This is a genomic window from Verrucosispora sp. WMMC514 (genome assembly GCF_027497295.1).
Lineage (GTDB): Bacteria > Actinomycetota > Actinomycetes > Mycobacteriales > Micromonosporaceae > Micromonospora > Micromonospora palythoicola.
Genome location: NZ_CP114906.1, coordinates 6,665,855 through 6,687,874, shown reverse-complemented (window position 1 = coordinate 6,687,874; position 22,020 = coordinate 6,665,855). Strand labels below are relative to the sequence as shown.

Sequence of the window (22,020 nt, the reverse complement as noted above, 5' to 3'; positions counted from 1 at the left end):
ACCGAGGTCTGACCGCGCACCCCACGAAGATCGAGCGCACGAATCTGGCGTAGCGATCGTCACCAAAGGTGGCGTCGGCCCAGTTGCTGGTTGTCGAACGTGCCGAGCTGCGGTTGTATCGACGCTGGCTCAGTGGTTGCCGTGAGGCGCGTGATCGGCCTCCGCCCGCTCGCTCGGAGGCGGCGACCCATCGAGCAGGGCACCCAATTGGGCGGCGGATTCGTCGGTCAGACGGTAGACACCCTGGAGGCTGACGGAGCGTTCGAGACGGCCGTTGACGACGTACTTGAGGGTGCGCTGGTCTCCGCGTCGGTTGCGCCAGGTGAGCGTGCTGAGCAGGTCGCCGGGGACGGCGACGTCGAAGCGGATCGGTGTGGCTTCGACGTGTACCGGGCTTGCCCCACATCCATTGGCGCCGAGCATCGCCCAGGCGTGGTGACCCGGATAGGACGGGTCACGCCATGTGGTGGCGGCGGCGCCGCAACAGTCGCGCCGCTGCTTGTCGACGACGCGCAGGCGGCTCACCAGGTAGACCACGCATCGATTGACATGCAGCGCGAAGACGTCGTCGCCGACACCGACGCTGGTCCAACTGGGAAGAGACTGGTGTACTCCGCTGAACGCCACCGAGGGCCGCTCACCGACTCGGTGGCGGCGTAGCTCCCGGCAGACGTCATGGGTCCACAAGGTGGTGAACGCAGTCGGCATGGCCGTGATCATAAGAGCGACGACTGACAGTCTCGACCCCATCACGGTCACCCACTGAGGCCACTACGCGGCCCTCGCGCACCCGCTCGTCGAACCCATGCGGATCTACCGCTTCAGCGCGTCGACAGGCTGCGTACCCGTCGTCGCCGGTAGTCGACCGTCTCTGTGCGGGCGTTCGGCTTCGTCGAGGAGGATGGGTCGATCTGAAGGGCGTTACGCTGCTGTGGGTGAGCTTCGACCTGTACTTCTGGCCGTCCGGGGCAGCAGCGGATCCCCGCCGGTTGGCTGATCGGCTCGCGGACGAGGAGGCCGACGCTCTGGTAGCGGATGAGCGCGTTCTGGCGTTCCGCGCCGAGTTGCTACGCCGCTGGCCGGACCTTGCCGACATGATTGCTCCGTGGCACCACGATCTGGGTTGGCGGCAGCCATGGGGTCGCACTGACCTCGCCGATCGATTCGTCGGGGTGACACTGCCCTACGGTTGGGACGGCACCAGCGCACTGCCGTTTCTGGCCGGTGCGTACGGGCTCGACTCGTACGACCCGCAATCGGAACAGTTGCTGACGGCGCGGTCGTTGTCGCAGGACGGCACGGTCCGGGGTGAGGTGGTGGCGCAGGTCGAGGGATGGGTGACCGAGGAACACGTCGTGCGGTTGCTCCGGCAGATCAGCTCTGCCGAGCACGGTCGACACTTGCGCTGCCTCGTCGGTTGACAACCAGCTACGGCCTGGATGACGAACCTGAAGTTCGAATCGCGCAAAGGCGGCTGGCCGGTAGTACTCCAGGTCGTCGAGCGAGACGGTGGCGCTGCTGCAGCACGGTGTCACGGCGTCCAGAGTTGCAAAGCGAATGGCATAGGCATCGTCCATGCGCTCCTGTCACCAATCGGAATTCCGCGAAGCCGCGCGCAGCCGACTGCCTCGAAGTTGTGACGCCCTTGTCGATGAACGTGACGTCGGCGTACCAGCACGCGACCAGCTCTCCCGCCCGGACACATCGCCGAGACGAACTCGGCCGCAGGACCCGCGGGCCGGCTCCAATGGCGACCAGCCGCTCGATCATTTGCCATTGGAGAAGGCCCGCTCAGGTCAAGGGCGCACTACCGGGACCAAGTGTCTGTCACCGGACAACGATCAGCGAGCGGCGGTGAAGTTGTACAACTCCGACGCGGTGTCGTCGAAATAGGGTGACCACCACAAGGTCGGTGCCGTGTACGAGTTGAGCGTGCTGTTGACGCCGTTGAGGTAGCCCCAGTTCCCATCCCAGTTGATCAACCACGGGCCGCCGCTGGCGCCTGCGGTCAGGTCGCAGTTGATGCGGATCCGCGCCCCGGACTGGGTCGAGTTGCCGCTGCACCTCAGCAGGTTGCCGCCGTCGAACGGCGCGCCGCTCGGGTAGCCGAAGTTGTTGATGCCGACCGTGAAGCCCTGGTGCGTACGGAAGCCGTGGCCGCCGAACTGGTTCACGATGCGGACGCCGTTCCGGGTGTTCATGATGGCCACGGCCATGTCGGCCTCCCAGTTGGAGTTGTCGATCCAACTGCTCCAGGTCCACAGCTCGCGGGCCGTCCAGGTGCCGTGCGGCCGAGGGTTGGCCAGGTCATCGTCGTACGCCGGAACGAAGGACCAGTTGGTGGCGAGACTGCTGCCGGGGCCGCCGTGGATGCAGTGGCCAGCCGTCCACACGGTGTTGAAGCCGACCGAGTTGATGACCGCGCCGGAGCAGACCCACGATCCGCCGTCCATGTTGAAGAAGACCTTGCCGTTCGACCGGGCGGTCGGGTGGTTGGAGCCGAGGTTCGGGTTGATGGCCTGCGTGGACATGCCCGGGGTACCCATCAGTCCCGCCATCGGAGGCACATCCACCGGCCTGGACCGGTTGGTCGGCGCGGCAGACGAGGTCCCCCCACTCTGGGCGAAACGCCGTGCCGCGGCCTTGTACGAGGGAGACTCCTCGACGGGCCTGGCATTGCGCATCCGCTCGGGCGTCCAGTACGCCTCGATCGCCGCGTCGGCAGTCACCTGCGCGCCGTGCCGCTGCCTGCCGGCCGCCCACGCCTCGGCGCTGACCGCCGTGCCCACCTGACGGATGCTGTCACCGTCGGCGTGCGGAGCCCCCTGCGCCGGCTGGCCGACGGTCAGCAGCGGCAGGGTCAAGGCCAGGGCCAGGATGGGGTACCTCAGGCGCCGACCACCGATTGTTCCTGCTCTCATCGAACATCCCTCTTCTCGGGCCGTGTGAGATGCCGGGTATTACCCCGGTCGATATCGAGTTTCGGTTCGCTGCGGCTGGTCATGCGGCCATACTGGACTAGGTGAAACGCCGTTGGACCGCCGTTGTCGAAAAGCAGACAGACGTCCGTCGATCAGTTGTTGATCCGAAGTCGCCGATCAACTGTCGATGTCGTGGCCCCTCGGCAGCAAGTCGGTGTTCGAAGGTCGATCGCAGTTTGTCCGTGGTCGGCGACAGACCTTGACTTGCCCCCATGCAGTGCAATCAGCCGATTGAAGAAGCGCTCGAATGGCCCACAGATATAGGAAGGGGAAACGCTCCATTCCGGATGCTTCGGCAACGGCGGCTACGGCTCCGCGCGCCGGGTCGTCTCGGTGAATGGAGATCAAGTCAGCTGAAACCACCAGCCGGCCGGTCCAACGCAAAATGCACGTCCGCGTGCCGACTCGGCCCGACCTGGAGCTGCTCCAAGCGGCCGGCCCGGCACCACACCGCACCGCGAAGGGGACTGAAATGAGCTTGAGGAACTGCGTCTCCAGCTATTCAAGCGACGGTTGTCACAGGCGCGGTCCGTGCGCGCCGTCCAGGTGAGCGGACGGCGCGCACGGTGCAGGGCCGAGGGTCAGGACTCGCTGGCGCTGATGTCGGCCACCGTCACGCGGGAGACCTTGAAGGTTCCCGTGAAGGTGGTTCCCGTCTCCGGGAAGGTCACCTTGGAACTGATCGGTACCCCGTTCTGGGCGTTGATGGTCAGCACCTGTTGGGTGTCGTCCGTCCACACCCTCGCGGTGATGGTCAGGGTGGGCTGCCCGCCGGTCGTCGAGTCCACGACGGTGACATCGGGGATGGTGGAGATCAGGCGGAGCACGCCCGCCCGTACCTTCGGGTCGCCTCCCCCTGCGGAGAGCACGTCGACGCTGTTGACCCAGAGGTGGTTGGCGGCGATCTTCTTCCGGTCCTCATCGGTGAGCGGCGGCGGGTTTGTGACCCCCTTCTGCCGAAGGATCTCCGTTCGGTCCTGTTCGGCGTCGGTAGGGGGCTTTCCCTCGTCGTACACAGAGTTGATCATTTGTTCCCGGGCTTTGGCGAGGTCGCCGGCTGCCGCGTACCGCGCCGCCGCCACCCCACGGGTGTGGAAGCCGTTGCCGAGGTTCTCGCCACGAGCGATCACCCGTGGGAGTTCGTTCCTGGCCTCCGTGTAGTAGTACTCGCCGCTGTCGGTGTACAGGTGGTAGCGGGTACGAGATGGGACGGTGCCCCGACGGACGTCGACCTTCTCGACGATCAGCGACGCGTCACCCGGCAGTGCGGCGTTGTCCGCGGTGAGGTTGGCTGCCAGGGACACGAGCCTGGTGTTGCCGGCCGATGCCGGGGAAGCGGCCCCGGCCTGACTGTCCGGGCCGGTCGGAGCCGGGGCCGTGCCGAATGGCAGGGCCAGGGCGAGCGCGGCCACGGCCGCGACGCCACCGCCCGCGGCCAGGCCGAGCACGCGGCGCTTGCGCCGCCGGGCTCGGCCGCGCTGCTCGATCGCCTCGACCGGACGATCCATCTGTACGTCGGAAAGGGTCTGCTTCACCGCGTCCCACACCTCATCGTCGTTCATGATCGAATCTCCTAACGGGCTGCGGGCGCAAGCTGCGCCCGCAGGGTTGCGGTGGCACGGGACAGATGGACGGCTACGGTTGGGGCGGAGATGCCCAACACCGCAGCCACGGACCTGGTGTCCAGGTCGAGCCAGATACGTAACACGACCACCTCACGCTGCCGCTGCGGCAGCCGGCGAACGGCCGCCAGCAGGGCGTCGTTCATGTCGAGGTCGTCCTCGATGAGGGACGGCCGCTCGTGCCCGTCGAGGGCCACCTCCCGCCGGCGTCGCCGCCACCAGGACACCCGGATGTTGAGGGCGGTGCGCACCACCCATGCCGCCGGTGCCGGATGGTGGCTCAGCTTTGGCCAGGAGGCCCAGGCTCGCGCGAACGCCTCAGCGACCAGATCCTCAGCCAGCGCGCGATCGCCCGTACCAGCTAGTACGGCACGCAGGCAATTGTCCCGGAAGCCCTGATAGAAGTCCGCGAAGTCCTTCCGTTCTCGTTCCACACGGGGTTCACGCACAAGCGCCCCGATCCATTTACCCTCAAGGAAAAAATCTTCCGTGGATCATGAGGATGGCGGTGACAAATGTGTTGAACCCTACGCGAACCCATCGACGGAGTGGTAACGGCTGATCTCGATCGAGCAGCTGTCACAGCCGAAGTGGCGAAGATCGAGGGAGGTCAACCATGGTCGAGCCGCACATGCTGAGGCGAGCCCTGGGGCGCGAGCTCGTCCCCGATTCACCGCGGCCGTTTGTCCTCGACGTGTACGACGTCAAGCTCATGGCCGTCCTGGTCTCGCTTTGTGCGTCCGTACAGACCAACGGCCAGATCGCTGTCGTCCGAGACCTCGTCCGGCCCTACGTAGGTGAATACGTCACTGTGGTGGCTGGAGACCACCCATCCGGGACCAGGAGCGAGGGTGATGGTACTGAAGTCTCCGGCAGGTGAGCCGGCGTAGACGGGGCCGTACTCGCGCAGGATGTCGACGGCCTGGGCGGCGAGGTCAACGCTGGGTCCGGGGTTTGGCAGTACGACGCACGTCCCGTGGGCGAATGCGACCCAGGACTTGCCGTCCCCTCGGATGATGCGACGCCAGGTTCCGGCTAGTGCCGTGACCACGAACGTTCACGGTGTTGGATGACACGCCGTCCGGCCTGTCGGTCGGGCGGCGTTGTGCCGGTCAGGCTGTGGCGGTGGCAGATCTTGTACGTGTGCGGCGGCTGAGTGATCAGGAAGGTCAGCAGCTGCTCAGAATCACCCGCCGGGGAACCGGCTCACCGATCCGACTACGACGGGCGATGGTCGTGCTCGCGTCTGCCGGCGGGAACACGGTGCCGGCGATCGCCCGTCTCGTGCAGGCCGATGAGGACACGATCCGGCAGGTCATCCACCGGTTCAATGAGATGGGGATGGCCAGCCTGGACCCTCAGTGGGCGGGTGGCCGTCCCCGCCAGATCAGTAGCGACGAGGAGCAGTTCATCGTCGAGAGGGCCAACACCCGCCCCGAGAAACTGGGGCGGCCGTTCATCCGCTGGAGCGTCCGCAAGCTCGCTGACCACCTGCGCGTTCACTCGACTCGACGGGTTCGGGTGGGCCGGGAACGGCTACGGCAGATCCTGCACCGACACCGGATCACCTTCCAACGGACCAAGACGTGGAAGGAGTCCACCGACCCGCACCGCGATGCCAAACTCGCCCGGATCGAGTACGTGAGCAGCCACTTCCCGCAGCGGGTGTTCGCGTTCGACGAGTTCGGTCCCCTGGTGATCCGGCCGCAGGCCGGCACAGGGTGGGCTCCGGCCGGGCACGCACATCGGCTGCCCGCGAACTACCACAAGCTGCACGGTGTCCGGCAGTTCCACGGCTGCTACTGCGTGGGTGACGACCAACTATGGGGCGTCGTCCGCCGACGTAAGAGCGCCGCGAACACCCTCACCGCCTTGAAGTCGATCCGGGCCGCCCGCCCGGACGGGGCACCGATCTACGTGATCCTGGACAACCTGTCCGCGCACAAGGGCTCGAAGATCCGCAGGTGGGCGGCCCGGAACAAGGTCGAACTCTGCTTCACCCCGACCTACGCCTCCTGGGCCAACCCGATCGAGGCCCAGTTCGGGCCGCTACGCACCTTCGTCATCGCCGGCTCGAACCACCCGAACCACCCGGCGCTGACTCGAAAGCTGCAGACCTACCTGCGCTGGCGCAACGCCAACGCCCGCCACCCTGACGTCCTGGCCGCCCAACGCCGCGAACGAGCCCGCATCCGCAGCGAACGCCAACGACGCTGGGGCCAACCCGCCACCAGAGCGGCCTGACCCCAACACCGTGAACATTCGTGGTCAGAGCACTAGACCTTGCTCGGACATGACGATGATCATCCCTGAGTTGACGCACCGGCGCTACCCGCCAACTTGCCCGGCGGACACCTCCGTCCGGACGGCAGTGGCCCTGGCGCGCTAGCGGATGAGGCAGAACGGGTGGCCGGCCGGGTCTGTGAAGACTCTGAAGCGTTCACCGCCGGCTCTCAGCCGGCGGGCGCCCAGCTCCAGTGCCCGGGTCTCGCCTGCGTCGAGGTCGTCGACGATGAGGTCGAGATGGGCTTGCTGCGGGTACGCCGGATCCGGCCAGCGGGGCGGGTTGTAGGCGCTGATCTGCTGGAACATCAGGCTCTTACCGCCACCGGCGACGAGCGCGCCCTCGGGGCCGTCGTAGGTGACCTCCATACCGGTGAGGCTGGCGTAGAAGCGGGCCAGCGCTGACGCGTCGGGGGCGTCGATCGTCACCGCGAACAGCCTCATCACCGACCCGACGCCGTCCGCCTGGCAGAGATCGAACGGATGACCAGCCGGGTCGGCCAGCGTGATCCAGGTAGGACCGTCGGCCAACCGGACCGCACCGAGGGCGACGGCCCGTTCGGCCTGCGCCTGGGGATCGTCGGTCTGCAGGTCCAGGTGGAACTGCTGCGGGTGCTCCTGCCCGGGCCACCGCGGCCCGACATGGTCAGGAGCGTGTTGAAATTCGATCTCCTGGCCGTCCGGAGTCCGAACGCCGAACCGGTCAGGGTCCTGACGGACGATGTCCCAGCCGGCCAACTCGGCATAGAACGAGCCGACCTTGCCAACGTCCGCAGCGTCGAAGATGGCCAGGTCCAGGCGAGCTGTCACGGTCATGGCCACATCCTGCCCCAGCCCACCGACACGAACTGGTGATCAGGCCACGGTCCTGCCCGGCGGCCGGGTTCAGTGGTACGCATGACCATGCCGATCGGTCGGGGGGACGAGGATCTGTGACGGACTCCCTATCAGGCCGGTGGCGAGGGCGTAGCCGGCGGTGGTGGCGCCCAGAGCCACTCCCCAGCCGAGAAACACCAGCAGGGTGCCGGTCACCGCCCACCCTGCCCACACGTCCGACCAAGGCGTGTCGCCGTTGAGCACGTGCCGCGCGAGCGCTGCGACGCTCAGGACGCCGTAGGTGACCAGCGCGAGCGCCACCATCCCGGCGGGGATCACCGCCAGGAGCCGGGGAACTGGTCTGCCCCGCAGCCCCGGTAGGCAGGCGGGGAACTCCTGTCCCCACCGCTGGACCAACCCGAGGACGAGCAGGCCGGCGAGCGGTGGGACGAGGGTGATCGCCACACCCGTCCAGTTGGAGAGGTGCTGGTGGATGTCGTCCAATTGCCGCTGCGGGATGCCGAACGGCACGCCGAGCACCCACAGTCCGTGCGGCACGGCCCACCCGACCACCGGTAGCGCGACCGCCGCGTACGCCCAGCGTCGAGTCCATCGCGGCACCGGCCGGTACCGGACCACCCGCGCCGTACGCGGGGGAGCGCAGGCGGTCGCGAGCCCGGCGAACAGGAGACCGCCGGTCACCAGGGCGAGCCGGGCGGCCAGGTCACGCCAGTCCGAGGGGCGTCCCACCAACGCCGCGGGGATTTCGAAGACCAGGTGCAACGGGAACGCGACGACCAGGAGCAGCGCGGCCGCCGCCCAGCTGCCCGCGGCCGGGTAGCGGCCAGGGATGCGGACCGCACACACGATCAGCATCGCGAGGGCGGCACCGACTCCCACCGCTCCCGACCCCGCCCAGAAGGGCAGCGACTCGACCCGGGCCGCGCCGCACCCGCCCGCCGGGTCGACCAGGTCGGTGCGGTCGCAGGCGGTATACCCCCACCGACCACCCGCGATCCAGTACACCCGCAGAGCCACCTCACCGACGACGAACAGAGCGCACGCCAGTGCCCACGACCGGATCCGGGTGACAGTTGCCGATGTCGCCCTCATCGCCCGGGCCTGGCAGTACCGTCAGTCATCAACCAAGGTTCTACGGTGACGTACGGACTCTCCTCCCCGACAACGGGGAATGCGCTCCCTCGGCCGGGGGAGCGGCCCCTTCGGTGTCCCGTTGCGCCTCCCGGAAGCCCCCTACGACCCGGCCGACCAGGAGCGGCCAGCAGCCATCGAGACTCGGGGATCAATTCAGACCGACCGGCCAGGGCCGCTATGTGATCGACGCCTCGGCGAGACTGCCCACGGCGTCGGCGGTGTCGGCGAAGGGCAGGCATCCGGAGTGGTCAGCGGCGGCGCAGCGCCGGCTCGAGCAGAGCGGGCGGGGTGTCGTTCTTCTCCTGAGCGGCGAGGTCGACGCCGGGAGCCACGATCGCGTCGATCGCGTCCAGCACGTCGGCCGAGAGCACCGTGTCCGCGGCGGCGAGCTGCGAGCTGAGGTGGTCCATCGTGCGGGGGCCGATGATCGCGCTCGTCACGCCCGGGTGCGCGGTGACGAAGCCGAGCGCGAGCTGGATCATGCTGAGGCCGGCCTCGTCGGCGACTGTGGCGAGTTGCTCGACGGCGTCGAGCTTGGCGCGGTTGGCGGGGATGCTGACGTCGAAGCGCTGCTGCATGAAGCCGGAGCGGTTCGTGCTGATTTCCTGTCCGGCGCGGATCGCGCCGGACAACCAGCCCGATGCCAGCGGGCTCCAGGCCAGCACGCCCATGCCGTACTCCTGCGTCGCCGGCAGCACGTGGGTCTCGATGCCACGCTGCAGGATCGAGTAGTTCGGCTGCTCGGTCACGTACCGGCTCAGACGTCCCTCGCGGGCGGCCCACTGTGCCTGCACGATGCGGTAGGCGGGGAAGGTCGAGGAGCCGAAGTAGCGGATCTTGCCCGCGCGCTGCAGGTCCGTCAGCGCCGACAGCGTCTCGTCGTCGCTGGTCGTCGGATCCCACCGGTGCATCTGGTAGAGATCGACGTGGTCGACGCCGAGGCGGCGCAGGCTGTTCTCCAGTGCGGTGACCAGCCAGCGGCGGGAGCCGCCCCGCTGGTTGGGGCCGTCGCCCATCGGCAGGGTCGCCTTGGTGGCCAGGACGACGTCGTCGCGGCGGCCGGTGATGGCCTTCCCGACCATCTCCTCGGACTGGCCGCCGCTGTAGGCGTCGGCGGTGTCGATGAGGTTGATCCCCGCATCGAGTGCCGCGTCGACGATGGCGGTGGCGTCGTCCTGGGTGGTGTTGCCGATCTTGCCGAAGTTCATTGCGCCGAGTACGAGGGTGCTGACCTGCACACCAGTGCGACCCAAGGGGCGGTACCGCATGACTGTTCTCCTCACAGACGTCCGGCGGTGTTGGTTTGTGGCAGCCCGCCCGGTTCATTATGCTGAACAAGCGGAGCGGTGTTCCGGTAAGCACGATACGGAACAGCGTTCCGGATGCCAAGCGAGGTGACGGAGGTAACTCGACGTGGCCGATATCGACAGCGGCTCGGAGCAACCGGTCCCGCGCAAGCGGGCCGACGCCCGGCGCAACGAGAGGGCCCTGCTCGACGCCGCCGCCGCGGCGTTCGTCACCTCCGGCGTCGACGTCCCCGTGCGGGACATCGCCACGCGGGCGGGCGTCGGCGTGGGCACGATCTACCGCCACTTCCCCAGCCGAGCCGACCTCATCGTCGCCGTCTACCGGCACCAGATCGAGGCGTGCGCCGAGGCGGGGCCGGCCCTACTGGCCGACAGCGACACACCGCACGCCGCACTGGCGCAGTGGATCGACCTGTTCGTCGACTTCCTGGTCACCAAGCACGGTCTCGCCGCCGCGCTCCAGTCCGACGACGCCGCCTTCCAGACCCTGCACGCCTACTTCCTCGACCGGCTCGTCCCGGTCTGCGACAAACTCCTCGACGCCGCCGTCGCCGCCGACGAGATCCGACCCGACATGGACGCCTACGGCCTGCTACGCGGCGTCGGCAATCTCTGCATCGGCGCGGGCAACGACCCCCGATACGACGCACGCCGCCTGGTCGACCTCCTCGTCGCTGGACTTCGCGTCCGATAGGTGACCGGATCGAGCCCGTGATTCACCACGGCGGCCGGTTCCCGGCCTGCTCATCACCAGTGCGTGCCCGAGCTCCAGGGAGCTACATGTCGTACGGCAGGGACAACGCGGCCGCCGTCGCGGCCGCGTTCCGGGCGAGGGCCTCGCGGCCGCCGGCCGGGCCAAGGGCGATCACCGCACGAACGCGTGCAAGGCTCTCCTCTTTCCAGGGCAGCGGGTGCGGCTTGGAACGGTTCAGCTCCCCGGCCTCCTCGGCCTGCGCTGCCGCGACCAGCGCCGCGTCCCAGTCCCCGCGGATCACATGCAGGTAGACGAGTTGCTCGGACGCCCGCATTTCCGGGGCGCTCAGGCCACGCTCCGCCTCCCGGGCCTCCCGCTCCAGCTGGTGAGCGAGGAAGCCCTCCACATCCCCGTAACGGTCCAGGAACGGAACACCCTCCCGCAGTACGGCGTCCCGGATGTCGGCCATCACCGGTTCGTAGCCAGCCAGGGCGTCTGGCTCAGGGAACACGCCATCCAGGCGCCGTGAGCACGTGTAGCCGTCGGTCATTGGCACCGCGAGCAACCAGACGATCACCTCCACCTGGAAGGTGGGCCGTTGGCGCAGTGGTGGTAGCGGCTGCACCGTCTGGGCGGTCCAGCCGACCAGCCCTCGCACCAGCCGGCCGTCCGCAGCCCGCCAGCCGTCACCCAGGGCGGGTAGCAGGTACCCGTCGACGGCCTTTTCCCATTTGCCGACATCCACGTGATCGTCCCCTCCTCAGCATCGAACCGTGATCGCAGGAATGCTCTGGTACCTTTCCGGGAGCTGCCTCTTGAGGTCTTCGTACCACTTGAGCTCGAGCCCTTTGGCGCCGGTCTTCAGATCGAGGAAGAGCTCCGGTTCCAGTTCGCTCACGCCGAGCACTACATCCGGTGCCTTGGCGCCCTTCTCCCAGCCCTCCCGTCCGGTGACCGGATTCTTCCACCGTCTGGCGAGAGTCTCGTTGAGGTAGCCGACCTCCGCGAACAGGTTGGCCGACGCCGGTTCCGCGTCGACGAGTTCCGCGAGCCGTCTGTGCACCCGGTCGCCCCAGTGCTGCGCGGACTCGCCGGGCCACCGCTGCACGTCAGCGCAGGCCTGCTTCGCGAGCTGTTCGACACGGGTCCTTGCCTGCTGCTGCCGGGTGTTCAGGGCGGGCGGGCTCACGCCGGGCGGCAGATACTCGTGCGACTTGTTCGGCGGCTTGACGCCCAGCGCGCCATTGCGTTCGATCTCGTCGGCGAAGTCCGCAGCCATCTTCTTGGCGTCCGTCGTGGTCACCGCCCGGGCGACCGCCGTGTACGCGGCGTAAATCTGGTGGGTCTTGGGATTCCGAGCGGGCGGAATATAGTACGACGCGCGGCATCGGGCCGTTTTGGTGTCCTTCGGCTTCATGGTCAGAACCACTGGGCAGAATTTCACCAGCTTGCCGTCCAACGTCATGGTGATGTCCACCTCGACGGTGACCTGCTTACCGATCGTCACGTATTTGGACGCCGACGTCACCCTGCTGCGGAGCTTCAGATTCGCGGTGCAGCCGCTGGTGGTGCAGGGGCTGAGGCTTGCCTTACCGGTAAGCGACACCTGGACGATACTGTCGAGGGCCTGCGACAGTACGCTCATTTGACGCTTCACCTCGTCGAACAGCAACTGTCGCTCGTCGTCGGTGAGGACCTTTAGCTTGGCCCGCAACTCGACGTCACTGACCCGGTATGCGATCGGCTGGAAGCCGCCCCCCGACTCGGTCACCGGAACGGTGCTCACTCCCAGCAGCTGCTTGGGTTCGGCCGTGCTGATCAGGTACGTGACACCGCCGAGGACCACCGCTTGCGCCTCGACGCCGTCCACCGAGCTGATCGCGCCGAGTTCGGGTGACTCCTCCTGCTGTGGGTAGCCGTTCTCGTCGATGCTCGGCACCATGCCGGTGGCGAACAGAGCAGGTGCCAGGACGTCACCGAAGTCGAATCCGAATAGGTCGCCGGGTACGCGCACCCACTGCTTGGCGAAGTCCTTCTCGCGTCCGTCGGTGATCCCGGCCTTCCGCCAGAACGCGGCGCCGACCTGGATGAAGGTGCGATCGCTCAGGTCCAGGATCTCGGCGGTCTGGCCGCCGGTGGTCAGCTCGCCTCGCACCGTGCCCTCGTTGGTCACCCGGACGTCCATGCGAATGCGGTCGCCGTCCGGTCCGGTGAACGACCCCTCGTACCGGATCGCCGGCGTGGTGAGCAGCCGCTCGGCAGCCCGCCTCAACTCCTGGTCGGCGGTGTTCGCCGCGGCCTGTGCCTCGGTGACTCGTGCCTCCTCTTCACTGAGATCACCGGTGATGCGGGGCCCGACGATGATCGCGCTGATCGCGCAGATCAGCAGGATGGCCAGGGCCGAACCACCGATCAGCAGCCCGATCCGTCGCGGCCGAAACGGCGCTGGCACTGGCGAAAAAGGCGGAGGCGATGGGGGCGTCGGGGAGTTCATGACACCTCGATTCATCAGCGAGAGCAAGCACCAGTCAATGTAGAAGCTGCGGTAAATACCGGGTGGTGCCGCTGATCTGTCATACCAATGCGTGGGTGTCGCGTGAGGTCGACGAGGTCAGTGCGGGATCTGTAGCCGCGATCCGAGCGTTACTGCGGACTTGCGGGTTCGCGGTGAACGTGGCTGGGAGTCTGGTGACTGTGTTGCGTCAGGAAGGTGGTGATCGCCTGTCGGAAGTCGTGCGGGTTCTCGACCCACGGCAGGTGGCCGCAGCCGGCGAGGCTGACCCGTCGACTGTTCGGCAGCGCTTCGTGCAGTGAGTCGACGGCCCAGCGGGGGCGGATGTCCTCGGCGCCGTCGATGATCAGCACGGGCAGGTCGAGCGCCCGGCACTGCACGACCAAGTCGGCGTTCCTGTGTTCTTGCTTGACCTCGGCGTTGAGGGCCTGGTTGCAGTCCTGGTTGATGCCCAGCCACGGGGTGGCCATACGTTCGGCGTGCCGCAGGGCGGTGCCGGGGTCGGCGAAGTCGGCCGACCATTGCAGTACCGCCCGCTCGCGTTGTTCTGCGGGCGTGCGGACGCGGGCGCCGAGCGTCTCCCAGCGGTCCAGATGGTGTCCGAGCCGCTGTCGCAGGTTCCGCTGGTAGTGCGGGTGCCAGCCGCGTTCGGGGTCGATGCCGGTTCCGGGCGCGTAGATCAGGTGGCTGACCCGTTCGGGGTGCTCGATGGCGTACCGCAACGCCAGGTGCGCACCCCACGAGTGGCCCAGCAGGGCCATGACCGGTCCGGCGAGTTGGTCGCGTACCGCGTCGAGGTCGGCGACGAAGCGGGCGACACTGTACGGTCCGCGCCGCTGCGAGCGTCCGCAGCCGCGCTGGTCCCAGCGGATGGTGCGGGCATGCTCGTCGAGCAGCCGGGCGACCGGGGTGAGGTAGTCCCACAGGCCCGGACCGCCGTGACAGAGCACCAGCGGCGGCCCGGTGCCGGACTGCTCGGCCCACAGGTGGCAGTTGTCGTCGCTGCGCACGTCCAGGCCCATGGCGACAGTATGGCGGTTCGTGCCGGGCCGCTCTGCGATGTCAGACAGCCGCACTGGAGATCGCCGAGACGCACTCGTCCAACAGGTTCCGCCGATCGGGCGTGCTGTTGCGGCACAGGCGTCGGGGTGGGGCCGACGCTCGGTCGTGCCCGATGACAGCGTGTCGTAGCTCGCGTACGTTGGCGCCGTGGCGACTTTCTGGACCTTGGGATGTGACGCCGACGATCCCCAGCGGATCGCCGCCTTCTGGGCGCTGGCCCTCGGCTACGTCAAGGAATCCGGTTTCGACGAGCCCGACAACGCCTCCATCGTCGATCCGGATGGCCGGGGCCCCGCCATCGGCTTCCTCAAGGTGCCCGAGGGCAAGTCCGCCAAGAACCGCATGCACATCGATATCCGGGTGGCCGGTCCAGGCCCCTGGGACATGGCCGAGCGCACCCGACTGATCCGGCAGAAAGTGCCCGAGTTGGTCGCCGCCGGCGCGACGGTGGTCCGTGAGCAGTGGTACGGCGACGACGTCGGGCACGTCGTCATGCATGACCCCGAGGGCAACGAGTTCTGCGTCGCCTGATGCCATGGTCAGCACCATGTATCGGCATCCGGAGCGCTGCCCCGAAGCGCCCGCTACGCGCCGCCTTGGCAGCTCGTCTCGCCGGCGTCTGAACCTGCCGGTGCGAACGCACTGGAGCGGTCACTTCACGTAGGTCACGTTCATGGTGCCGGTGGCGAGAAAGAAGGGTGATGGCACAGCGACACGTCGTGCGTGAGTCATCCGCAGTCGGGCGGCCTGCCACCAGGATTCGACGTCGTAGGTGCCGGTGACGAAGACGAGTCGTCGCCTGCCGGAGAGCGGGATGACCGAGGGGCCACAGACTCCGCGCGCCATCCACGATGGGATGGCGGGTGCGGCGGTGTCGAGCACGCGTTGTGGCGTCGACCAGGCCGCGCGGTCCGGCGACGGGGTCGCGGCTCGCATCACCCACAGTCCCTGGTCGGGGTAGGGCGTGGTGCCGTGCAGGTTGGTACCGCGGGCGAGTGTCATCTCCCACCCGTCCGGGGTCGGGTAGACCGCGTTGTCGAAGTAGCCTTCCTCGGTTGCGGTGAAGCGGCGGGAAGGATCCCACCGGATACCGTCGGTGCTGTCAGTCACGCGCAGCTCGTAGTCGGGCTGCTCACCGGGGGCGACTTCGTGCGGTGTGGCGAGAAACCACATTCGGTAGCCGCTGTCGACGGCGATGACGAGCGGTTCGAGCACGCTGGGTCGGCCTGGCCATCCGCGCAGAACCGGCGCCGCGTGTCGCGCCCATCGCCCTCGGGGATCCTGGGTGAGGACGCCGATCGCGTACTCGCTGCCCCGGCCGTAGTGTCGTGCGCCGCCGCGGCCCGCGTAGTAGATGCGCGCACCGTGTGCATGGTGGGGTGGCACGTAGCTCGGGGTGTGCATGCCGCCCGCGTCCCACGCCCCTTTGGGCGGGTCGGCGATGATCGGACGCGGGTCGAGCACCCAGCCGGCCTGCTCTGGTCCGGTGTCGGCGGGCAGGCGTGCCTGGTAGAGCCGGTTACGGAAACTGGTGGAGAACCCGCCGATGAACATGACCCAGCGGCCATCGATCAGATGGACGTCGGGGGTCGCTCAGCCCGAGGACCCCGCTCGGCATTCTGGTACCGAGCATGTCCCAGATCGGTTGCCCGGTGACCGGACCCGGCGCAGATGCCATGGCAGACCCCTCAGTGAGCGCGCCTCAACGCGGACTCCCCTGAGCGCCAGGTAGGTCACCGTGAGCCTAACGGTTTGCGACGTGACGCGACATGCCGGCTCGTCCGCACCCGGGTCGCCGACCGCGACGCCGGTGCGGTCAGCCGGCAGCGACAGGAACGGTTCGCGTCGCCTGGACATCAACGACCTGACCCGCCGGCGTCAACAGGGGCCTCCGGCGCTCCCTTCTGTTCGGCTCTGCGTTCTGAGGTAGGTTCGCCGCCACGACGGCTGAGGACGGGAGGGGCAGCGGGGGATGGACGCCGGTACGGAGGAACTGCGGGACGCGCACAATGTGTTGTCGGAGTGGTATGCGGAGAACCTGGTCGGGGTGCTGGAGCGCATGCCGGTCGAGCGGACGATGCTCGACCTGTTCGCCGAGCTGACCTTGACGGTGGGTGTCGCGGTCGCGGACGTGGGCTGCGGTACCGGGCGACTCCTTCCGTACCTCGCGGGCCGGGGCCTGGCGCCGTGCGGGGTGGATCTGTCGCCCGGGATGGTGGAGGTGGCGCGGCGGGAGCATCCGGGTTTCGGGTACGCGGTCGCGGATCTGCGGGAACTGCCGTTCGGGGACGCGTCGCTGGCCGGGGTGGTGTGCTGGTACTCGTTGATCTTCCTGGCGCCGGACGCCCGGGTACGGGCGTTCGCCGAGTTGGCCCGGGTCGTGCGGCCGGGCGGCTACCTGGTGGCGGCGTTCAAGCACGGCGACGGGACCGGGCATCGCAACGGTCCCGGTAGCCGCGTCGGCAGTCTCGGCGTCGACTTCGATCGGTACTGGCTCTCGGCCGGCGAGATGGCGGACCGGTTCTCCGCGGCCGGGTTTGCCCTGGTCTTCCAGGGCAGCACCCCGCCCGAAGAGGCAGAGCCGCCGCACGGGTACATGCTGGTCCGCAAGACCGGCTCCACGAACGCGTAGTGCGGGGATCCGCCGCGAGTCGGGCTCGACCAACGGCTGAGGGACGGATCAGCCGGGAACCGTGCACTCGATCACGGCGATGGGCGCGCGTTGCAGCTCTACCACTGTCCGGCGCGGCCAGGGACAGGTAGGTGTCCACCAGCTCCGAGCCACGCGTGCGCCGATAGTCGGCCGGGTGGAACAGCGCCGCAATCAGATCGTGTGCCGGACGATGGGGGTCGTCACGCCGCTGGTGCTGCCGGTCTCAGGCGTATCGCTCGACGAGCATGTTGCCGATCGAGGCCAGGTGGTCGCGCACAGCCGGCGGGCCGGTGACGTCGATCCATTCGACCAGCCCGGCAAGCTCGCCAGCGAGTGTGTGTTCGTCGTTGCCACGGATCACGACCTCGATGCGGCCGTCGGTCGTGGCGCCTCCGACTTCGAGCCGACCGCCGAATCCGATCCGGAGTATGCCTATCGCCTGGGGCGCGCACACCGCCCGGGCTTCGAGTGGTGTTCGTTTGCGATCGACGTCGTCGGCGATCACGCGCCAACTCTCGGCGAGGTCGAAGTCCTCCGGCCGGTGCACGGGGTCGCCGGTCGGGTCGGCGGATGACACGCGGTCGATCCGGAAGCTCCGCCGACCGGCCTCGGTGTTGGCGACGAGGTACCACGACTGGCCTTTGGCGACGATGCCCAGCGGGTGGACGGTTCGCTCGGTTGCGGCGCCTTCGCGGTCGACGTAGCCGAGCCGGACCTGGACGCCGCGGATCACCGCGTCCTGGAGCGCATCGAGGAAGCGGGGTGGTCGGGGCTCGATCCGGCTCGCTCCCCATCGTCGCGGGTCCAGCACGAGCGACGACGCTGCCGTCTCGGCCTGTACCCGGAAGGGTTCCGGTAGGGCGTGGACGAGCTTGCGTAGCGCCGCTTTCACGGCCGGCGTCGCCGCCGAGGCCGGGCCGGCGACCAGGAACAGGGCACGGGCCTCACTCGCGGTCAATCCGGACAGGTCGGTGCGGGCGCCGCCCACGAGGCGCCAGCCGCCGCCCCGGCCCTGAACGGAGTACACCGGCACCCCGGCCATGCCCAGGGCGTCGAGGTCGCGACGGGCGGTGCGTTCGGAGATCTCCAACTCTCGGGCGACCTCCGCTGCGGTCACCTGCTCGCGATGTTGCAGCAGAAGGAGGATGGCCATCAACCGGTCGGCTCGCACTCGGACAACTCTCTCAGGGAAACCGGTCAGGAGGTGACCGGTTTCGCTGTGCAGGATGCCGGCATGACTACCGACTTTCCCGAGCCCACCCGCGTTTCGGTCAACGGTGTGGAGCTGGAGGTGTTCGAAGCCGGCCGGCAGAACGCGGGGAACCCCGTCGTGCTGTGTCACGGCTGGCCGGAGCACGCCTTCTCCTGGCGCCATCAGATGCCCGCCCTCGCGGCGGCGGGCCACCACGTCATCGTTCCGAACCAGCGGGGTTACGGCAACTCGTCCCGCCCGACCGAAGTCACCGACTACGACATCGCACACCTGTCGGGCGACCTCGTCGCACTGCTCGATCACTACGGATACGACGATGCCACCTTCGTCGGTCACGACTGGGGCGCGGCCGTCGTCTGGGGCCTGACCCTGTTGCATCCGGGCCGGGTCAACAAGGTGATCAACCTGAGCCTGCCGTACCTCGAGCGCGGCGACCGACCCTGGATCGAGCTCATGGAGGATGCGCTCGGTAGCGACTTCTACTTCGTCCACTTCAACCGGCAGCCGGGCGTCGCGGACGCCGTGTTCGAGGAGAACACGTACCAGTTCCTGCGGAACCTGTACCGCAAGGATGTGCCCCCCGCGGAGCCGGGACCGGGCAACGCGTTGATCAACCTTGCCAGAATGGAAACCCCGCCCGGTGAGCCCATCATGAGCGACAGCGAACTGGCCGTCTTCGTCTCCGCCTTCGAATCAACAGGGTTCACGGGCGGCATCAACTGGTACCGCAACCTGGACCGCAACTGGCGGTTGCTGGCGGACGTGGACCCCGTCATCCGGCAGCCCGCCCTCATGATCTACGGCGACCGCGACACGGTCGCGAGATCTGAAAGATTGCCACAATTCGTGCCGAACGTGGATGTGGTCAGTCTGGACTGCGGTCACTGGATCCAGCAGGAAAAGCCGGAAGAAACTAACCAGATTATCCTCAAGTGGCTGGACCAGCGGGGTGTCGTCTAGCGCAGCAGGAGATCTGAACCGCCCCGGGTTCTGTGGAGTCAATACAAGATCCGGGGCGGTTCAGGGGCCCGCGCTTCGGCTCAATCCCGGGTGAAGCGGGCGCCAAGAAGGTGCCCCAGTGCGGGGCCGAGGATCTCGTGTGCCGGATCAACCTTCAGCCACAGCAACTTGTGGCGGCTGCCGTCATCCATCTTCAGCGCCAGCCGATCCGTCAGGATCCCGCGGTGCAGCCGGGCCTCAGCTACCTCATCGAGCGGGATCACCTTGTTGGTCCGGTGCGCGGACGTGATGTCCCGCAGAGCCAAGGACGACGCCGGCACCTCGGGCAGCGGGACGGGGACCGTACGGCCGTCCTTGTTGGCGCGTGTCTCGCGGAGGGTCAGCCGACGTCGGACCAGATGACGTGGCAGCAACCACAGCTCACCATGGATCCAATCGGCCCATCCAGTCGTGCAACTCCTACTGATCAGCCGTGCTGTCTCGTCCACGGCGACACGCTAACGAACCGCGATGGGTAACCTCCTTCGCGTACCCCACGTCGTGTCCGGTCCGACACCAGACCGCGGCCGACAGTGGTCATCGGCGGGCCGAGCGACGAGGCCAGCCAGGTGGAGCTGCGTGGCATGGTAGGGACATGTGCAGAAACATCCGCGTGCTTCACAACTTCGAACCGCCGGTGACCGACGATGAGATCGAAGCCGCCGCCCTCCAGTACGTGCGCAAGGTCAGCGGCGCGACTCGGCCCTCGGCGGCCAACGAGGAGGCGTTCGGTGAGGCGGTCCGCGCCGTCACGGCGGCCACCCGGACACTACTGGACAGCCTCGTCACGAAGGCGCCTCCCCGCGACCGGGACGTGGAGGCGGCCAAGGCGAAGGCGCGCGCGGCCGAACGGTACGGGTCTCAATCGACCGCCTCGCGCTGATCGGCGCCGAAGGTAGCTGCCGGTCAGGAAACCGTCGGGTGCGCCGTGCCGCCTACTGTCGGGTGAGAAGATTGCGGCGTTCGGTGTCGATCGTGGCGAGTTTTGCGGCTACCTGGGTTGCCCGTTGCTCCAGCCGGGCTTGCACGTCGCGCACCAGTCGCATGGACCGGGCGACGTTCTGCTCGGCCTGCTTGATCCGATCTCGTACCGCGAGGTCGGTGAAGATGTTGTCGAACCAGACGTCGACGAACCGGGTCAGGCCGTCGACTGCCAGCTGCGGGGCGGTGAGCGCCACCCCTGGGACATCGGCGAGTTCGGTGCGCAGCACGGCGAGACAACGATCGGCATAGGCTGCGGCCTGGGCCGCCTCGTCCAGCCGAGTGTGTTTGATCGCGCTGCTGATCGCACCGCCGCCGAGAAACGTGTCATAGGCTGACCAACCGGACGCATTACCGAGCTTGTCCCGTACCTGGGACAGGGCGCGCGAAGCGGTGTGCGCGGCCTGCATGGCCTCGGTCACCTCGTGCGTCTCACTGGTGAGCCGGCCCCGCTCGGCAGCCAGCTCCAACAGTGGCGCACGGCGCGGGTCCCCGGAGCCGGCCAGGTATCGCTCCTTGTCGTCGAGTACGGCGGCATAGGTGCTCGGCGCCCCGGCGAGCTGACGCAGCCGCGCCTCCGCCGCGCTGTGCTCCCGCCGTATCGCCTCAAGCCGGCCCTCGGCCTCGGCCACCCGATAGCGTGCGGCCTCGGCCTCCGCACGTTCACGCGCCAGCGTGTCGCCACGGGCACCGCGCAACGAGACCAGCACCCGGGTCAGGGACAGACCCTCCAACCGCTCGACGTCCTCCCGCTCGCGGGCGTGCCGTGCGCGCAACGCGGCGAGCTGCGCGGTCATCTCCTCCGTGCGCCGGCGCAGTTCCGCACTACGCCGGGTGGTCATCTCGTACTCACGGAGCGCTTCGGCAGCCGAAGCCAGCCGATGTTCGATGTCGTCAGCCACACCACCCATCTGACGACAGCGGTGCAAGGGCACAGTTGGCGGTTCATCCGCCGGCGCGGTCGCGGGTGACCGGGCGGCGGCTACCGGAGTGGGGTGGGATGCTGGAGGGCCTGGATGGCGCCGGACGTCGCACTGGCGGGCAGGAATCCCCTGATGCGGAGCAGGAGGCAGAGTGAGGAACCTGTACGTCGTGACGCACCCAGAGGCGACGCACCACGTCGATGGACTGGTCGGTGGGTGGTTCGACTCTGACCTGACTGCCCGGGGCCGCGCGCACGCTGACCTGATCGCGCAGGTGCTCGCCGACCGGTTGTCCTCTGCTGCCGGCGTCGAGGTGTTCTCGTCGGACCTGCTCCGTGCCCGGCGGACAGCGGAGACGATCGGTGAACGGCTCGGATCGAGCGTGGTGCTGGACGCCGACCTCCGTGAGAAATCGTACGGTGAAGCCGGAGGACGCCCGCAGGCGTGGCTGGACGGACGGTTCGTGCCGCCGCCCGCCACCGGTGAGCGGATGCGTCATGACGAGGGCATATCCGGCGCGGAGACGAAGTGGGAGCTGGCCGTACGGGCCTACGCCGCGCTGGAGGGGATCCTACGGTCGAAGGTGGAGCATCAGGTTGTGGTGACCCACGGGGGAACGGCCACGTTCCTGCTCGCGGCCTGGATCGGCATGCCCCTCGGCGCGGCGGGTCTGGTGGGCATCCGCTTCTCTGCTGGCGGCATCACCCACCTGCGCGAGGACGACTACTTCCACAACCGCTGGATCGTGCAACTGAACGACACCCACCACCTGGCCTGAGGGCGGATTCGACCGCATTCCGGCCTGGGCCTTGTCGTCAG

The 22,020-nt window shown here is 68.1% G+C and carries 23 protein-coding genes; 9 read left to right on the top strand and 14 right to left on the bottom strand.

What is annotated here, in order from left to right; all coding sequences use genetic code 11:
* Positions 1-129 precede the first annotated feature (129 nt).
* Positions 130-708 carry a hypothetical protein gene (locus O7597_RS30855; RefSeq protein WP_281581553.1) on the bottom strand — a complete coding sequence of 193 codons (579 nt, stop codon included), beginning with the start codon at positions 706-708 and terminating at the stop codon, positions 130-132.
* A 227-nt stretch (positions 709-935) separates the two neighbouring features.
* Here O7597_RS30855 and O7597_RS30850 point away from each other — a divergent pair, with 227 nt between their 5' ends.
* Positions 936-1,421 carry a hypothetical protein gene (locus O7597_RS30850; RefSeq protein ID WP_281581552.1) on the top strand — a complete coding sequence of 162 codons (486 nt, stop codon included), beginning with the start codon at positions 936-938 and terminating at the stop codon, positions 1,419-1,421.
* A gap of 420 nt (positions 1,422-1,841) precedes the next feature.
* Here the strand turns inward: O7597_RS30850 and O7597_RS30845 are convergent, their stop codons facing one another.
* The 3 genes from O7597_RS30845 to O7597_RS30835 all read right to left on the bottom strand — a co-directional run bounded on the left by O7597_RS30845 (position 1,842) and on the right by O7597_RS30835 (position 5,037).
* On the bottom strand, positions 1,842-2,921 hold the full coding sequence (locus tag O7597_RS30845; protein WP_281581551.1) for a hypothetical protein: 1,080 nt from the start codon (positions 2,919-2,921) through the stop codon (positions 1,842-1,844).
* Positions 2,922-3,562: 641 nt separating this feature from the next.
* Positions 3,563-4,543: a hypothetical protein gene (locus tag O7597_RS30840; RefSeq protein ID WP_281581550.1), complete on the bottom strand. Its 981-nt coding sequence runs from the start codon at positions 4,541-4,543 to the stop codon at positions 3,563-3,565.
* An 11-nt stretch (positions 4,544-4,554) separates the two neighbouring features.
* Positions 4,555-5,037: a sigma-70 family RNA polymerase sigma factor gene (locus tag O7597_RS30835; protein ID WP_281581549.1), complete on the bottom strand. Its 483-nt coding sequence runs from the start codon at positions 5,035-5,037 to the stop codon at positions 4,555-4,557.
* Between the two features lie 182 nt (positions 5,038-5,219).
* Between O7597_RS30835 and O7597_RS30830 the strand changes: the two genes are divergently transcribed.
* Positions 5,220-5,483 carry a hypothetical protein gene (locus tag O7597_RS30830; protein WP_281581548.1) on the top strand — a complete coding sequence of 88 codons (264 nt, stop codon included), beginning with the start codon at positions 5,220-5,222 and terminating at the stop codon, positions 5,481-5,483.
* Between the two features lie 245 nt (positions 5,484-5,728).
* Entirely contained in the window at positions 5,729-6,847 is a 1,119-nt protein-coding gene (locus O7597_RS30825) for an IS630 family transposase (RefSeq protein ID WP_281581547.1), read from the top strand.
* 141 nt (positions 6,848-6,988) lie between these two features.
* On the opposite strand, the gene O7597_RS30820 is transcribed toward O7597_RS30825, so the two are convergent.
* The 3 genes from O7597_RS30820 to O7597_RS30810 form a co-directional block, all read right to left on the bottom strand.
* The gene (locus tag O7597_RS30820; RefSeq protein WP_281581546.1) at positions 6,989-7,702 is read right to left on the bottom strand and encodes a VOC family protein; all 714 of its coding nucleotides are present in this window, start codon (positions 7,700-7,702) and stop codon (positions 6,989-6,991) included.
* A 69-nt stretch (positions 7,703-7,771) separates the two neighbouring features.
* Entirely contained in the window at positions 7,772-8,815 is a 1,044-nt protein-coding gene (locus tag O7597_RS30815) for a hypothetical protein (RefSeq protein WP_281581545.1), read from the bottom strand.
* Positions 8,816-9,105: 290 nt separating this feature from the next.
* On the bottom strand, positions 9,106-10,125 hold the full coding sequence (locus O7597_RS30810) for an aldo/keto reductase (protein WP_281581544.1): 1,020 nt from the start codon (positions 10,123-10,125) through the stop codon (positions 9,106-9,108).
* Between the two features lie 154 nt (positions 10,126-10,279).
* On the opposite strand from O7597_RS30810, the gene O7597_RS30805 reads away from it, so the two are divergent.
* On the top strand, positions 10,280-10,858 hold the full coding sequence (locus O7597_RS30805) for a TetR/AcrR family transcriptional regulator (RefSeq protein ID WP_269742777.1): 579 nt from the start codon (positions 10,280-10,282) through the stop codon (positions 10,856-10,858).
* A gap of 82 nt (positions 10,859-10,940) precedes the next feature.
* Here the strand turns inward: O7597_RS30805 and O7597_RS30800 are convergent, their stop codons facing one another.
* The 3 genes from O7597_RS30800 to O7597_RS30790 all read right to left on the bottom strand — a co-directional run bounded on the left by O7597_RS30800 (position 10,941) and on the right by O7597_RS30790 (position 14,392).
* Entirely contained in the window at positions 10,941-11,603 is a 663-nt protein-coding gene (locus O7597_RS30800) for a hypothetical protein (RefSeq protein ID WP_269742197.1), read from the bottom strand.
* 15 nt (positions 11,604-11,618) lie between these two features.
* On the bottom strand, positions 11,619-13,352 hold the full coding sequence (locus O7597_RS30795) for a hypothetical protein (protein WP_281581543.1): 1,734 nt from the start codon (positions 13,350-13,352) through the stop codon (positions 11,619-11,621).
* A gap of 149 nt (positions 13,353-13,501) precedes the next feature.
* Complete coding sequence (locus O7597_RS30790; protein WP_281581542.1) at positions 13,502-14,392, bottom strand: alpha/beta hydrolase; 891 nt, start codon at positions 14,390-14,392, stop codon at positions 13,502-13,504.
* Between the two features lie 187 nt (positions 14,393-14,579).
* Here O7597_RS30790 and O7597_RS30785 point away from each other — a divergent pair, with 187 nt between their 5' ends.
* A complete protein-coding gene (locus O7597_RS30785) occupies positions 14,580-14,963 on the top strand; it encodes a VOC family protein (protein WP_281581541.1) in 384 nt (127 codons plus the stop codon).
* A gap of 120 nt (positions 14,964-15,083) precedes the next feature.
* On the opposite strand, the gene O7597_RS30780 is transcribed toward O7597_RS30785, so the two are convergent.
* A complete protein-coding gene (locus O7597_RS30780) occupies positions 15,084-15,986 on the bottom strand; it encodes a hypothetical protein (RefSeq protein WP_281581540.1) in 903 nt (300 codons plus the stop codon).
* Between the two features lie 418 nt (positions 15,987-16,404).
* Between O7597_RS30780 and O7597_RS30775 the strand changes: the two genes are divergently transcribed.
* Entirely contained in the window at positions 16,405-17,064 is a 660-nt protein-coding gene (locus O7597_RS30775; RefSeq protein ID WP_281581539.1) for a class I SAM-dependent methyltransferase, read from the top strand.
* Positions 17,065-17,308: 244 nt separating this feature from the next.
* Here the strand turns inward: O7597_RS30775 and O7597_RS30770 are convergent, their stop codons facing one another.
* Positions 17,309-18,202: a WYL domain-containing protein gene (locus O7597_RS30770; protein ID WP_281581538.1), complete on the bottom strand. Its 894-nt coding sequence runs from the start codon at positions 18,200-18,202 to the stop codon at positions 17,309-17,311.
* Positions 18,203-18,211: 9 nt separating this feature from the next.
* On the opposite strand from O7597_RS30770, the gene O7597_RS30765 reads away from it, so the two are divergent.
* Complete coding sequence (locus O7597_RS30765) at positions 18,212-19,258, top strand: alpha/beta hydrolase (protein WP_281581537.1); 1,047 nt, start codon at positions 18,212-18,214, stop codon at positions 19,256-19,258.
* Positions 19,259-19,338: 80 nt separating this feature from the next.
* On the opposite strand, the gene O7597_RS30760 is transcribed toward O7597_RS30765, so the two are convergent.
* The gene (locus O7597_RS30760) at positions 19,339-19,746 is read right to left on the bottom strand and encodes a hypothetical protein (protein WP_269742189.1); all 408 of its coding nucleotides are present in this window, start codon (positions 19,744-19,746) and stop codon (positions 19,339-19,341) included.
* Between the two features lie 146 nt (positions 19,747-19,892).
* Here O7597_RS30760 and O7597_RS30755 point away from each other — a divergent pair, with 146 nt between their 5' ends.
* Positions 19,893-20,180, top strand: coding sequence for a DUF2277 domain-containing protein (locus O7597_RS30755; RefSeq protein ID WP_269742188.1), 288 nt, complete (start codon positions 19,893-19,895; stop codon positions 20,178-20,180).
* Positions 20,181-20,232: 52 nt separating this feature from the next.
* Here the strand turns inward: O7597_RS30755 and O7597_RS30750 are convergent, their stop codons facing one another.
* The gene (locus O7597_RS30750; RefSeq protein ID WP_269742187.1) at positions 20,233-21,180 is read right to left on the bottom strand and encodes a hypothetical protein; all 948 of its coding nucleotides are present in this window, start codon (positions 21,178-21,180) and stop codon (positions 20,233-20,235) included.
* A gap of 190 nt (positions 21,181-21,370) precedes the next feature.
* Here O7597_RS30750 and O7597_RS30745 point away from each other — a divergent pair, with 190 nt between their 5' ends.
* The gene (locus O7597_RS30745; protein ID WP_269742186.1) at positions 21,371-21,979 is read left to right on the top strand and encodes a histidine phosphatase family protein; all 609 of its coding nucleotides are present in this window, start codon (positions 21,371-21,373) and stop codon (positions 21,977-21,979) included.
* Positions 21,980-22,020 lie beyond the last annotated feature (41 nt).